This window comes from Halorussus aquaticus (genome assembly GCF_024218795.1).
GTDB lineage: Archaea > Halobacteriota > Halobacteria > Halobacteriales > Haladaptataceae > Halorussus > Halorussus aquaticus.
The window spans coordinates 1,036,104-1,048,444 of the sequence record NZ_CP100400.1 but is presented as its reverse complement, the minus strand read 5'-3'; the positions used below and the strand labels follow the sequence as shown (position 1 = coordinate 1,048,444).

Here is a 12,341-nt window from a genome sequence, read left to right as displayed (position 1 = left end):
TCTGACAATACGGCGGTTTTTTGAACCGAATGGCAAAATTCCACCGCCAAGTTGTAGAGTATTTACGACTACTGCCGAGTGTTCCGAAACAGTTTATGCGGAGTAGTGTGCTACGATGCCGTATGACAACAGGTGTCGATGAGCTGATAGCCCTCGACGGCGTCCGCAAAGAGTTCGGCGACGTGATTGCCGTCGAAGAGGTCGATCTGTCGGTGAACGAGGGCGAGTTCTTCTCGCTAGTCGGACCGTCCGGTTGCGGGAAGACCACCACGCTCCGGATGATAAGCGGGTTCGAGACGCCGACCAGAGGGTCGGTCCACATCGACAGCCGGGACATGGCGGGCGTGCCGCCGGACGCTCGGGACACCAACCTCGTCTTCCAGCACCACTCGCTGTTCCCGCACATGACCGTCGGCGACAACGTCGCCTACGGTCTGGAGAAGTCCGGCGTCGAGCAGTCCGAGCGCGAGCGGTACGTCAAGGAATACCTCGAACTCGTGGACCTCGACGGCTACGAGGACCGGAATCCCGACGACCTCTCGGGCGGCCAGCAACAGCGCGTCGCGCTGGCGCGGGCGCTCGTCAACGAACCCAGCGTCCTGCTGTTCGACGAACCGCTGTCGAGCCTCGACCGGAAACTCCGCAAGCAGATGCAGGTCGAACTGCGCGAGATTCACGAGAAGACGCAGGGCGCGTTCTTCTACGTCACTCACGACCAAGAGGTCGCCATGACCCTCTCGGACCGACTCGCGGTGATGAACGAGGGCCGCATCGAACAGGTCGGGACGCCCGAGGAGATATACCGGGAACCCGCCAGCGAGTTCGTGGCGGACTTCATCGGCGACACCAACCTGCTCGACGGCCGCGCGACGAAAGAGAACGGCCGGACCACGGTCGAAGTCGGCGGCGAAGACGGCTTCTCGTTCACCCCCGCCGAGAGCGTGGGCGACGGCGACGTGACCGTCTCCATCCGACCGGAGGACTTCCGACTCGCGGAGAACGGCGACGCGACCTTCGAGGGCGAAATCGTCGAACGGTACTTCCAGGGCGACCAGACCAACTACGTCGTGGACGCGGGTGCGGACGGTCTCTCGGACGTGCAGGTCGTCATGCAGGGCCGCGACAGTCCCGTCTCCCGAGGTGAACGCGCGGGATTCGCCGTCGCCGCGGACGCCCCGGTCGTCTTCGAGAAGTAACGGGCGTCGCGGTGGGCGTCGATACATCTCTCGTTCTCAGGTACGACTCGACGCCTCGACCCGGGTAATCGTCCGTGACGAACCGTGAAGACTCTTAAAGGAGGCCTCCGAACGTCTGCACGTATGAGCTTCGACGAGATGGACGTGGACACGATCTGGATGGACGGCGAGTTCGTCGATTGGGACGAGGCACAGATCCACGTCCTCACGCACGGCCTGCACTACGGGAGCGGCGTGTTCGAGGGCGTCCGCTGTTACGACACCGAGAACGGACCGGCTATCTTCCGATGGGACGAACACCTCGACCGACTCTACGAGTCGTGCAAGCCCTACGACCTCGAAATCGACCACGACCCCGAGGAACTGACGGCGGCGACCAAGGAACTCATCCGCCGACAGGACCTCGCGTCGTGCTACGTCCGACCCATCGCGTTCTACGGGTACGGCAGTCTCGGCGTCAGTCCCGGCGACAACCCGACGCGGACCGCCATCGCGGCGTGGCCGTGGGGCGCGTACCTCGGGGACGAGGCGCTCGAGAACGGCGTCGAAGTGATGGTGTCGTCGTGGCGCAAGCACGCCTCTAGCCAGATTCCGACCAACGCCAAGACCACGGGCCTCTACGTCAACAGCATGCTCGCGGGCGAGGAGGCCCGCCGGAACGGCTACGCCGAGGCCATCGTCCTCAACAAGGAGGGCAACGTCGCCGAGGGTCCGGGCGAGAACCTCTTCCTCGTCCGCGACGACGAGATATACACGCCCGGTCTCGCCGAGAGCATCCTCGACGGCATCACCCGCGATTCGGTCATCACGCTGGCCGAGGACATGGGCTACGAGGTCCACGACGGCGCGACCATCTCGCGTGGCGAACTCAACACCGCCGACGAACTGTTCTTCACCGGGTCGGCCGCCGAGGTCACGCCCATCCGGCAGGTGGACAACGTCGAAATCGGAGACGGCGGTCGCGGTCCCGTCACCGAGGAGATTCAGTCGCGGTTCTTCGACGTGGTGAACCGCCGCACCGACGACTACGAAGAGTGGTTCGACTACGTCGAAGCGTAACGAAGCGACGCGATTTTTCGTAGAGTCAGTTCACTGCGGCGGCGGCGACTGCGTCTCCTTCTCGTCCTCGACGTCGATGGGGATTCCGGCCTCGCTAGTCTCGCCGAATCCGGCGCTGAGGATGCGAGTCAGCGCGTCCTCGACGCTTTCGTCGGTCTCCTGAAAGTCGCTGGGTTCGACTTCGACGACGAATCCGGTGGTGATGTTGGGTGCGGTCGGGAGGAAGAGGAGTTCCCGGCCGTCGTCGGTCGTCTTGCCCGTCTTGAACGCGGTCATCCGCATCCCCGACCACACCTCCACTTTTACCGGGGCCTGCAGGTCGGTCGTGTCCGAGAGCGCGGTCTCGGCCGCCATCTTCGAGGCGTTGTAGACGACCCGGAGACCGGGGACCCGATTCATCACGCCGTCGATGGCACCCTCGACGAGCGACCCGACCGCGGTCCGCATCATGTACCCGACGCTGAGGACCAGCATCGAGAAGACGACCAGCACCGTCAGTACGCGGAGCGGGGGCCGGATGTCTTGGAGGACGGGAATCCCGGCGATGGCCAGATACAGGTACGCGATGATGTACGCCGACACCAGGAGCGGCAGGATGACGATGAGTCCACTTGCGACGTCGCGTTTCCACGAGGACATTTATCGGGAGTATCCGACCGCAGGTCCATAAACTAGATGCTATCCGTCCGGCGAAGGCAACGGAACCCAGTCGGTTCAGGTCGCTATCAAGGCGTCAGACTCCGAGGGCCGGACAGTCGGTTCCCGTCCTACCGCCCGACGATTGCCCGAACTGCGAACAGCAGGTTCTCCTTGCGCTCCATCACGCGCCGGTAGAAGTACGACAGCCACTTGTCGCCGTAGGGGACGTACTGCCAGACCTCGTACTCCCCGGCGAGGTCGTACTGTGCGTCCTCGCGCACGCCCATCAGCATCTGAATCTCGAAGTCGGTCCCGTACTCCTCGTAGAGGTCCTCGGCGTAGGCTATCATCTCTGGGTCGTGGCTCCCGACCGCGATGCCGCCGTCGAAGTTGCTGAACATGTACTCGAGTTGGCGTTCGTACGCCGCGTTGACCGCCGACTTCTCCTCGTACGCGACTTCGGCGGGCGGGTCGTAGGCCCCCTTCACCAGTCGGACCTTACCGGGGAGGTCCGCGAGGCGTTCGAGGTCGTCGTCGGTCCGCTTGAGGTTCGCCTGCACGCAGACGCCGACGCCGCCCTCGTGCTTCTGCGCGAGTTTCTCGTAGATGTCGAGGGTCGCGTCGGTCGTGTCGTGGTCCTCCATGTCTATCCAGACGAACACGCCGCGCTCGGCGGCGTGGTCGGCGATGCGTTCGACGTTCTCGTGGAACACCTCGGTTCCCACGTCGAGACCCACCTGCGAGGGCTTGACCGAGATACAGGCCTCGGCGTCCGCGCTCTCGATGTCCTCGACCATGCGGAGGTACGCCTCGGCGTCCTCGTCGGCGGGCCGCCGCTCGTCGTAGTGTTCGCCGAGCAGGTTCAGGATGGCCTTCACGTTCCGGTCGTTCAACTGCCGGGCGTGGTCGAGCGCCTCGGCGGGCGACTCCCCGGCGACGAACCGACTGGCGATAGGGGGTATCATGGTCGGGAGTTTGCACCCCCTCGTCTTATAAAGTAGGCATCCGCGATACGGTCGGCGAAAAATGAGCGCTCCGCTCGTCCGAATCGGCTCGGCGGTCAGTTCCCGGCGTCAGTCGCGTTACCGTCGGTCTCGTTGCCGTCGGTCTGGTTGCCGCCACCGCCCTGCTGGCCGCCGCCACCGCCACCTTGGACCGGCGAGAACTCGACGGTGACCATGCCGAGTTCGTTGCCGCCGTTCTCGGTGAACAGTTCGTCGTTGACGCTCTGGTCGATGCCGAACTGCTGGAAGTCGTCGGTCCCGAACGGGTTGAAGGCGGGGCTCAGTTCGTACACCTGGTCCTGCTGAACGTTCGCGTCCTGCTGGACGAACAGCAGCGCCCAGGACTGACGGCCGATCTGGTAGTTGATGACCCTGGTGTTGAAGTTGGCGAACACCTCGGGATTGTCGAACAGCAGTTCGTCGTTCGCCTCGTTGAGGAAGTTGTCGCCCTCCTCGTCGGTCTCGACCGGGGCCCAGTCGATCTGCTGGGAGGCGATCGTGAACTGCGCGCGCGGATGGAACTGCGTGTTGAACATCAGTCCGCGCATGACGTTTTCCTGATTGTTGCCGTCCTGTGCCGAGACCGCGTTCGTCCCGGACAGCCCCATGGCGAGGCCGCCCGACGCGATAGCGCTCTTCTTCATGAACGACCGGCGCGATTCGTCCGTGAGTCCGTCGAGTATACTTTCGTTGTCCGTCATTCTTGTGTGATATGAGTCGAATCGGTTAGCGAACTGTTCGCCGTCTCAGACGTCGTCACGGTCGAACCAGCCGTCGCCGTCGTCCTGGTCGCTCACTGGCGTGAACGTCACGTTGATGAGATTCGACGTCGGCGTGTCACCGCCGCCGTTGTTCCCCTCGCCGATGTCCTCCCAGTCGCCCCCGAGGCGGTAGAGGACGCCCTGCTCTATCTCGGCGTCCTGGTACGGGAAGAAGAACGCGAACGTGTTGCGCGCGTTCGTGTATTGGATGAGCCGGTTCGTGAAACTCGACAGGAACTGGCCCTCACCCGCCCCGGCAGGGGTCGACATCCCCTCGAGTTGGGAGGAGACGACGTGGAACTGCCCTTCCGGGAAGAACTGGTTCTGGAACATGTACGCCTCCCTCGTTTCGTTGTCCTGCAACGCCGCTTCGCTCGCCGTGCTGTCGCTGTTCTGGTTCCCCATCATTGTCTTAGAGAGTCTCTGTCCCGCGTCAGGACATCCGTACTAACCCCATCCACCCGGTTAATATCGTCGGCCAGTTACCGAGTTAAGCCGGTCTTAGCCGGTTGTAACGCCGTTTTACTTAAGATAGGATAGCGGCGGTCACCGGCGATTCTGTCGGGGGATATCCTCCGGACATCGTGTTACCAATCGAGTTCCGCGCTCCCAGCGACCGCCTACTCGTAGTAAAAGACGAGAGCGTGAGCAGTGAGTCCGAACGCCATCAGCCCGAGATTTCGGAGGGGAGCGCCGAGCGGGAGGGCCTCGATGTGGATTTTCCGACTGAGCACCGGCCAGAACGGACTCACTGGTTCCCGACCGGGAAGCAAGACGAGGACGTCGGCGACGACGTGGCTGGCGACGCCGAGGAACGCGCCGGTAGTCGCCCAGACGAAGACGCGTCGCGTCGTGAGTCGCGACGACCGAGGCGGACCCGTCAGCGCGACGTAGACGAGGAACACCGCGACGGCCATCACCCCGACGACGAGTCCACCGACGACGCCGAACAGGAACGTGTGGGTCACCCCGTGATGAATCACGCCCGGGATGTGTAAGTCGAGGTCGGGGAGCAGGGCCACGAAGAGGACGAACGTGGTGAACACCGTTCCGGACTTTCGACCGAGCAGGACCACGAACGGGACGGCGAACAGCAGGGCGACGCCGTAGTGACCGGTTGGATACATGGAACAGAGCGTCGTGGCCGGGCTACGTCGTTGACCTAATTAACTGTTATCGCGGGGCGTCACGGGCGGCGCAGGAGGTCGAGACGGTGGAACCCCCACGTTATCAGTCCGAGTCCCGCGGCGGCACCGAGCGCGAGGGCGACGTACGGGAGCCACCGCCCCGGAATCGGTCCCCGAACGGGGTCGAAGGCCAACTGCCAGAGGCAGTACGAGAGCAGAATCGACCCGACGAGCGGCGACATCGGTTCGAGCACGCGAATCACGGCGGGCGTACGGGACGGTCCCACCTAAATCTCGTCGCCGAGCGGGAGCGAACCTCAAGTTCTTAAGGGCCGCCGGTTCGCGTGTCGTCACATGGGCGTCTTCGATATCGTCGCGGTCGCGCTGTGGGCGATGTTGCCCGCTTACGTGCCGAACAACGCCGCGGTACTGGCGGGCGGCGGGAGACCCATCGACGGCGGGCGAACGTGGAACGGGCGGCGACTGCTCGGCGACGGGAAGACGTGGCGGGGTACCGCGGCCGGAATCGCCGCGGGCGCGGCGCTGGCGCTGGTCCTCAACGCCGTCGAACCGGGCGTCTCGGACCTGCTCGGCGTCGGCCTGCCGACGTTCCCGCTCTCGGTGGTGGTCGCGCTCCCGGCGGGCGCGATGCTGGGCGACGTCGCCGCCTCGTTCGTCAAGCGCCGGACCGGCCGCCAGCGCGGCGCGTCGTTCCCCGGCGTGGACCAACTCGACTTCGTGGCATTCGCGTTCCTGCTCTCGTTTCTGGCCGCGCCTGACTGGTTCGGCGACGTGTTCACGCTCCCGGTGCTGGCGGTGGTCCTCGTGGTGACGCCGCTGCTGCATCTGGTGACGAACGCCATCGCCTACGCGCTCGGCCTGAAAGACGAACCGTGGTGACCGACCGCTTCGGTGACTTCGACCCTGTTGTAGCAGAGCGGTTCCGTTCGAAAGTGATACAGGAGTTTTCGGAAAAGCGAGTCGAGTGTTCCGCTTCAGATACCGACAGAGAACGGCCACGACCCGCCGCTGATAGCCAGTAGGACGAGCGCTCCGCCGACGAGTGCGACGTTCTTCAGGAAGTCGGTCATCTCCTGCTGTTTCTGCTGGGGGTCCTCGACCGACCAGAAGTCGTGGAACATCGGCGTGGCGACCACGAGGAACGCGACGAGCGCGGCCGCGCCGAACAGCGGGAGGATACCGAGGAGGACGGAGAGTCCGCCGCCGACGAGGAGAGCGCCCGAAGCGTACACCGAGAGGGTCGGCGCGGGTGCCCCCTTCGCCTCGGCGTACCCCGACATCTGGTCCGCTTGCAGGAAGTGGTTCAGGCCCATGAACGCGAGGACACCGCCGAAGAGGACCCGACCCACGAGAAACGCGACGGAACTGACGGTTTCGACCGCCATCAGACCGTCACCTCCGCAGAGAGAGCAGTCGTCGCGCGGGTCTGTGCTGGAACTTCGATAGTAGGTTTCATCACGTAACCTACTTCGCATCGGAACCTACTTGTGCGTTTGGCGATGATACAGTTAGTAGCTATCAGCTATGTCGTCCATCCGTACCAAATCTGACAGTGTCGAGGAGAAGAACAGCGACGCGTGCCCGATGGTCGAGGCCATCGAGCAAATCGGTTCGCAGTGGCGACTCGTCGTCCTCTCGGACCTGCACGGCGAAGGCGAGAAACGATTCAACGAACTCGAACGCTCGACCGGCGCGAGTTCCCGGACGCTCTCGCGGGTCCTCGACGACTTGGAGGAGGCCGGACTCGTGAACCGTCGCGTCGAGGACAGGCCCATCGCCACCTACTACAGCCTGACCGAGAAGAGCCGCGGCCTCTGCCCGGTCTTCGAGGAACTCCAAGGCTGGGCCGACGAGTGGCTCGACGTCGCGCAGACCGACGACTGAGTCGCTGCCACCGCACTCGCCCCCGGCCCAAACGAAACTGCTTATCACTCCCGCCGCCCCGACTCTCCGACGATGACGAACGAGGAACTCATCGCGGCGCTCCGGGACGCGGACGCGGTCAAGTACGGCGAGTTCGAACTCTCCCACGGCGGCACGAGCGACTACTACGTGGACAAGTACCTCTTCGAGACCGACCCCCACTGCCTCGAACTGATAGCCCGCGCGTTCGCCGAGCGAGTCGGGGAGAAGAAACTCGCGGGCGTCGCGCTCGGCGGGGTCCCACTCGTGGCGGTCACGAGCGTCGAGACCGGCAACCCCTACGTCATCGCCCGGAAACAGCAGAAGGACTACGGCACGGCCAACCTCGTCGAGGGACGACTGGCCGAGGGCGAGGAGGTCGTCGTCCTCGAAGACATCGCGACGACCGGCCAGAGCGCCGCCGACGCCGTGGAGGCCCTGCGAGACGCGGGCGCGACGGTGAACCGCGTCCTCGTCGTGGTGGACCGCGAGGAGGGCGCGACCGAGAACCTCGCGGAGTACGACGTGGAACTCGAATCGCTGCTGACCGCGACCGAACTGCTCGACGCCGAGTAGCCGCCTCCGCTCGTCACGCAGTACCGTCTTCGCTCGACACCGAACGACCGCGACGGCGTGCTGCCGTCGCCCGGAGTTGCACGAAGACGCACAACCACGATTGCGCAGTCCTGCCGTGATTCTCCCGCCCGACTATCGGGTTATTCAAGTTCGTGGAATACATCGGACGGAGATATGAACCGCGCAGAGAAGGCGACCCTCCAGTTGCAGGCGGTCGCCGTGCTACGGATGCTGAAGGAGACCCGGACCTACGACGAACTCGCCGAGGTGACGGGTCTCCCGGCGGGCGACCTGAACCGCTACGTCAACGGTCACGTCCTGCCGAGCGTCGATAGGGCGCGAGACATCGTCGGCGGCGTCGGCCGGGACGAACTCGCCGCGGAACTGGAGGCCCGGATTCGGGTGGACGAGGAAGGCTACGTGGACAACTCCGACGTGGTCTTCGACCAGTCGTTCCTCGACCTCGTGGCCCCCGTCGCCGCAGAGACCTTCGACTTCGAACGACCCGACGTGGTGCTGACCGCTGCCACCGACGGCATCACCCTCGGCGCGGCGATGGCGGGGTACTTCGACGCCCGCGTCGCCTACGCCAAGAAGTCCAAGGAGACCGCAGTCGAGGAGTTCATCGAGTCGCGCCAGCGCCTCCAGTCGGGCATCGAACTCACGTACTACCTCCCGGCGTCCGCCATCGGTTCGGGAGAGACCGTGTTGGTCGTGGACGACCTCATTCGGTCGGGCGAGACCCAAGAACTATTGCTCGACATCGTGGACCGCGCCGACGCCCGCGTGGGTGGGGTGTTCGCCCTCATCGCGGCCGGGGACGAGGGACTGGACCGCGCGAAGGGCCGGACCGACGCCCCGGTCGGCGCGCTGACGACGTTCGAGGAGTAGCGTCGGCGAGTTGAGAACTGGGGACGGCGATTCGACACGGTTAAATTCGCGATACCGCTGGTCAACTGGTGGTAATGGGAGTCACCGAGTTCGTCGCCGAGTACTTCGAGTTCGAGCGCTGGAACACCGACGTTCGAACGGAGGTGATGGCGGGACTGACTACGTTTCTGACGATGAGTTACATCGTCGTCGTCAACCCAGCCGTGTTAGCCGACAATCCACAGAGTGCCGTGCGAGACGGAATCAGCATCGCGGGCCACTCGACCGCGGAGGTGCGCGCGATGCTGGCAGTCGTCACGATTCTCGCGGCCGCGACCGGGACGTTCGTGATGGCCGTCCACGCCAAGCGACCGTTCGCGCAGGCACCGGGGATGGGACTGAACGCCTTCTTCGCGTTCACCGTCGTGGGGTCGATGGGCGTCCCGTGGCAGACCGCGCTCGCCGCGGTGTTCGTCGAGGGAGTTCTGTTCGCGGCGCTGACCGTCGTCGGCGCGCGGACGTTCATCATGCGCCTGTTCCCCGAACCGGTCAAGTTCTCGGTGGGGACCGGTATCGGTCTGTTCCTCGCGCTCATCGGCCTGAAAGAGATGCACGTCGTGGTCGCCGACTCCGCGACGCTCGTGACGCTCGGCGGCGTCGCTTCCGACCCGGTCGCGATGGTCTCGGTCGTCGGACTGTTGGGGACGTTCGGACTCTACGCCCGCGACGTGCCCGGGTCGGTCGTCTTGGGAATCGTCGGGACGACGGTGCTGGGATGGCTCGTCACCGCGGCCGGACTAGTTCCCGAGAACGCCGGACTCGTCGCCGGGAGCGTCTCGCCGACGTACGACATCTCGCCGCTGGCCGGGTCGTTCGTCGGCGGGTTCGCTACGGTGGACGTGTCGGCGTTCGCGCTAATCGTGTTCATGCTCTTCTTCGTGGACTTCTTCAACACCGCGGGGGCGCTGACCGGCGTGTCGCAAGTCGCGGGGTTCCTCGACGACGACGGGAACCTGCCAGAGGCCGAGAAACCGCTGCTGGCGGACGCCGTGGCGACGACGGTGGGCGGGATGCTCGGCACCTCGACGGTCACGACGTACATCGAGTCCGCGACCGGCATCGAGGAGGGCGGGCGCACGGGACTGACCGCGCTGGTCGTCTGTCTCCTCTTCCTGACCGCGCTCGCGGTCGTACCGCTCGCGGCCGCGGTTCCGCTGTACGCCTCCCACATCGCGGTGGTCGTCATCGGTGTCGTCATGCTGCGGAACGTGGTCGATATCGACTGGGACGACATCACACACGTCGTCCCCGCAGGCATGACTATCTTGATTATGCCGTTCACCTACTCCATCGCCTACGGCATCGCAGCGGGCATCGTCTCCTATCCGCTCGTGAAACTCGCGGCCGGTGAGCGCCGCGACGTCACCGCGGGCCAGTGGCTGCTCGGGGCCGCCTTCGTCCTGTACTTCCTCGTGCGGACCGGCGGCGTGGCGACGTCGTTGACGTAGGCACGTCCGTGCAGAATCCCCGGGCCCCTCACGGTTTCCGGGGGTGAATTAATGCATATTTGTGCATCACTGCTGAGATTCGATGGGAATAGTTAAGTACGCTTTCGAGACTATGCCCACTCGTGCAACATGGGGATTGAAGAAACAAGCGACTCCCACTCCGACTCGGGCAACTCCGGCGCGCTCGCGGAGTACTTCGGCTTCTCGGAACACGGCACAGACCTTCGGACGGAGATTCTGGCGGGCCTGACCACCTTCCTGACGATGAGTTACATCGTCGTGGTCAACCCCCAGATTCTCGCACAGGCGATTCAACTACAGGGGTACTCGACGAGTCAGACGACTTCGATGCTGGCCGTCGTCACCATCATCGCGGCGGCGGTGGCGACGCTGACGATGGCGTTGTACGCGAACAGACCGTTCGCGCAGGCCCCGGGACTCGGACTGAACGCCTTCTTCGCGTTCACCGTCGTGGGGTCGATGGGTATCTCGTGGCAGACCGCGCTGGCGGCCGTCTTCGTGGAAGGCATCGTCTTCATCGCGCTCACCGCCGTCGGCGCGCGCGAGTACGTCATCCGAATCTTCCCCGAACCGGTGAAACTGGCGGTCGGGACGGGTATCGGTCTCTTCCTCGCCATCATCGGACTCGAAGCGATGGGCATCATCACCGGCGACGCGGGAACCATCGTCGCGCTCGCGCAAGTCGGCCAGAGTCCTGTCGCAATCGTCTCCATCGTGGGACTGTTCGTCACGTTCGCGCTCTACGCCCGCGGGATTCCGGGGTCCATCGTCCTCGGTATCGTCCTCACGAGCGCGCTGGGTTACGGTGCGGAGTGGTTCGGTCTCGTGCCCGGCGGGACGCTGACCCCCAGTTCGACGCAGGTGACGTACAACATCGCGCCGGTCGCCGGGGCGTTCCTCGAAGGCCTCGGAGACGTCGAGGCCTTCTCGTTCGCGCTCGTCGTCTTCACGTTCTTCTTCGTGGACTTCTTCGACACTGCGGGCACCCTCACCGGCGTCTCGCAAATCGCGGGGTTCCTCGACGAGAACGGGAACCTGCCGGACATCGACAAGCCGCTGATGGCCGACGCGATAGGGACTACCGTCGGCGGAATGCTCGGCACTTCGACCGTCACGACGTACATCGAGTCGGCCTCGGGCGTCGAGGAAGGCGGCCGAACCGGAATGACGGCGCTGACGGTCGCGCTCCTCTTCCTGCTCTCGCTGGCGTTCATCCCGATAGCGGCCGCGATTCCGCTGTACGCCTCCCACATCGCGCTGGTCGTCATCGGCGTCGTGATGTTCCAGAACGTGGTCGATATCGACTGGAGCGACATCACGAACGTCATCCCCGCGGGCATGACCATCCTCATCATGCCGTTCGCGTTCTCCATCGCCTACGGCATCGCGGCGGGCATCGTCTCCTACCCCATCGTGAAACTCGCCGCGGGCGAAGTCGAGGACACCCGACCCGGCCACTGGGTGCTGGCGGCCGCGTTCGTCGTCTACTTCTTCGTCCGGACGAGCGGACTGCTCCAAGGGAACCTCTGAGTCCCGCGGGTCGCCGCGTCTAACTGTTTCTCACTCTCCTCGCAGTTCTCACTCGCCGTTCTCTCACTCGTAGTCACTCGCCGTTTTCCTCGCCGGTCCACCGTCGTTGTCGGGTTACAGGGCCTCT

General features: G+C 64.6%; 15 protein-coding genes. 8 read left to right on the top strand and 7 right to left on the bottom strand.

Annotated elements, in window-relative coordinates; translation table 11 throughout:
• Positions 1-122: 122 nt before the first annotated feature.
• Together NGM06_RS05460 and NGM06_RS05455 are read left to right on the top strand one after the other, a co-directional pair.
• Positions 123-1,196 carry an ABC transporter ATP-binding protein gene (locus NGM06_RS05460; RefSeq protein ID WP_254269304.1) on the top strand — a complete coding sequence of 358 codons (1,074 nt, stop codon included), beginning with the start codon at positions 123-125 and terminating at the stop codon, positions 1,194-1,196.
• Between the two features lie 123 nt (positions 1,197-1,319).
• Entirely contained in the window at positions 1,320-2,255 is a 936-nt protein-coding gene (locus NGM06_RS05455) for a branched-chain amino acid transaminase (RefSeq protein ID WP_254269303.1), read from the top strand.
• 30 nt (positions 2,256-2,285) lie between these two features.
• Here NGM06_RS05455 and NGM06_RS05450 read toward each other — a convergent pair whose 3' ends face one another.
• The 6 genes from NGM06_RS05450 to NGM06_RS05425 all read right to left on the bottom strand — a co-directional run bounded on the left by NGM06_RS05450 (position 2,286) and on the right by NGM06_RS05425 (position 6,073).
• Positions 2,286-2,894 carry a DUF502 domain-containing protein gene (locus NGM06_RS05450; protein WP_254269302.1) on the bottom strand — a complete coding sequence of 203 codons (609 nt, stop codon included), beginning with the start codon at positions 2,892-2,894 and terminating at the stop codon, positions 2,286-2,288.
• A 128-nt stretch (positions 2,895-3,022) separates the two neighbouring features.
• Complete coding sequence (locus tag NGM06_RS05445) at positions 3,023-3,859, bottom strand: proline dehydrogenase family protein (RefSeq protein WP_254269301.1); 837 nt, start codon at positions 3,857-3,859, stop codon at positions 3,023-3,025.
• Positions 3,860-3,954: 95 nt separating this feature from the next.
• Positions 3,955-4,599, bottom strand: a complete 645-nt coding sequence (locus tag NGM06_RS05440; RefSeq protein WP_254269300.1) for a twin-arginine translocation signal domain-containing protein — start codon at positions 4,597-4,599, stop codon at positions 3,955-3,957.
• 45 nt (positions 4,600-4,644) lie between these two features.
• Entirely contained in the window at positions 4,645-5,067 is a 423-nt protein-coding gene (locus tag NGM06_RS05435) for a hypothetical protein (RefSeq protein WP_254269299.1), read from the bottom strand.
• Positions 5,068-5,279: 212 nt separating this feature from the next.
• Positions 5,280-5,786, bottom strand: a complete 507-nt coding sequence (locus NGM06_RS05430; RefSeq protein WP_254269298.1) for a metal-dependent hydrolase — start codon at positions 5,784-5,786, stop codon at positions 5,280-5,282.
• Positions 5,787-5,845: 59 nt separating this feature from the next.
• Positions 5,846-6,073, bottom strand: a complete 228-nt coding sequence (locus NGM06_RS05425; protein WP_254269297.1) for a hypothetical protein — start codon at positions 6,071-6,073, stop codon at positions 5,846-5,848.
• A gap of 67 nt (positions 6,074-6,140) precedes the next feature.
• Here NGM06_RS05425 and NGM06_RS05420 point away from each other — a divergent pair, with 67 nt between their 5' ends.
• Positions 6,141-6,686, top strand: a complete 546-nt coding sequence (locus NGM06_RS05420; protein ID WP_254269296.1) for a CDP-2,3-bis-(O-geranylgeranyl)-sn-glycerol synthase — start codon at positions 6,141-6,143, stop codon at positions 6,684-6,686.
• Between the two features lie 95 nt (positions 6,687-6,781).
• Here NGM06_RS05420 and NGM06_RS05415 read toward each other — a convergent pair whose 3' ends face one another.
• On the bottom strand, positions 6,782-7,192 hold the full coding sequence (locus NGM06_RS05415; RefSeq protein WP_254269295.1) for a DoxX family protein: 411 nt from the start codon (positions 7,190-7,192) through the stop codon (positions 6,782-6,784).
• A 139-nt stretch (positions 7,193-7,331) separates the two neighbouring features.
• Here NGM06_RS05415 and NGM06_RS05410 point away from each other — a divergent pair, with 139 nt between their 5' ends.
• From NGM06_RS05410 to NGM06_RS05390, 5 genes are all read left to right on the top strand, one after another.
• Positions 7,332-7,691, top strand: coding sequence for a winged helix-turn-helix transcriptional regulator (locus tag NGM06_RS05410; RefSeq protein ID WP_254269294.1), 360 nt, complete (start codon positions 7,332-7,334; stop codon positions 7,689-7,691).
• A gap of 72 nt (positions 7,692-7,763) precedes the next feature.
• Positions 7,764-8,285 carry an orotate phosphoribosyltransferase gene (gene pyrE, locus NGM06_RS05405; RefSeq protein WP_254269293.1) on the top strand — a complete coding sequence of 174 codons (522 nt, stop codon included), beginning with the start codon at positions 7,764-7,766 and terminating at the stop codon, positions 8,283-8,285.
• Between the two features lie 174 nt (positions 8,286-8,459).
• A complete protein-coding gene (locus NGM06_RS05400; protein ID WP_254269292.1) occupies positions 8,460-9,176 on the top strand; it encodes a phosphoribosyltransferase family protein in 717 nt (238 codons plus the stop codon).
• A gap of 74 nt (positions 9,177-9,250) precedes the next feature.
• Positions 9,251-10,663 (top strand): NCS2 family permease, encoded by a 1,413-nt coding sequence (locus tag NGM06_RS05395; RefSeq protein WP_254269291.1) that lies wholly within the window; start codon positions 9,251-9,253, stop codon positions 10,661-10,663.
• 129 nt (positions 10,664-10,792) lie between these two features.
• Positions 10,793-12,214, top strand: coding sequence for an NCS2 family permease (locus NGM06_RS05390; RefSeq protein ID WP_254269290.1), 1,422 nt, complete (start codon positions 10,793-10,795; stop codon positions 12,212-12,214).
• Positions 12,215-12,341 lie beyond the last annotated feature (127 nt).

Coding starts and splice junctions, on each gene's coding strand:
- NGM06_RS05415 (WP_254269295.1), bottom strand. CDS start 7,192: ATGGCGGTCGAAACCGTCAGTTCCGTCGCGTTTCTCGTGGGTCGGGTC.
- NGM06_RS05420 (WP_254269296.1), top strand. CDS start 6,141: ATGGGCGTCTTCGATATCGTCGCGGTCGCGCTGTGGGCGATGTTGCCC.
- NGM06_RS05395 (WP_254269291.1), top strand. CDS start 9,251: ATGGGAGTCACCGAGTTCGTCGCCGAGTACTTCGAGTTCGAGCGCTGG.
- NGM06_RS05390 (WP_254269290.1), top strand. CDS start 10,793: ATGGGGATTGAAGAAACAAGCGACTCCCACTCCGACTCGGGCAACTCC.
- NGM06_RS05410 (WP_254269294.1), top strand. CDS start 7,332: ATGTCGTCCATCCGTACCAAATCTGACAGTGTCGAGGAGAAGAACAGC.
- pyrE (WP_254269293.1), top strand. CDS start 7,764: ATGACGAACGAGGAACTCATCGCGGCGCTCCGGGACGCGGACGCGGTC.
- NGM06_RS05455 (WP_254269303.1), top strand. CDS start 1,320: ATGAGCTTCGACGAGATGGACGTGGACACGATCTGGATGGACGGCGAG.
- NGM06_RS05460 (WP_254269304.1), top strand. CDS start 123: ATGACAACAGGTGTCGATGAGCTGATAGCCCTCGACGGCGTCCGCAAA.
- NGM06_RS05435 (WP_254269299.1), bottom strand. CDS start 5,067: ATGATGGGGAACCAGAACAGCGACAGCACGGCGAGCGAAGCGGCGTTG.
- NGM06_RS05400 (WP_254269292.1), top strand. CDS start 8,460: ATGAACCGCGCAGAGAAGGCGACCCTCCAGTTGCAGGCGGTCGCCGTG.
- NGM06_RS05430 (WP_254269298.1), bottom strand. CDS start 5,786: ATGTATCCAACCGGTCACTACGGCGTCGCCCTGCTGTTCGCCGTCCCG.
- NGM06_RS05450 (WP_254269302.1), bottom strand. CDS start 2,894: ATGTCCTCGTGGAAACGCGACGTCGCAAGTGGACTCATCGTCATCCTG.
- NGM06_RS05440 (WP_254269300.1), bottom strand. CDS start 4,599: ATGACGGACAACGAAAGTATACTCGACGGACTCACGGACGAATCGCGC.
- NGM06_RS05445 (WP_254269301.1), bottom strand. CDS start 3,859: ATGATACCCCCTATCGCCAGTCGGTTCGTCGCCGGGGAGTCGCCCGCC.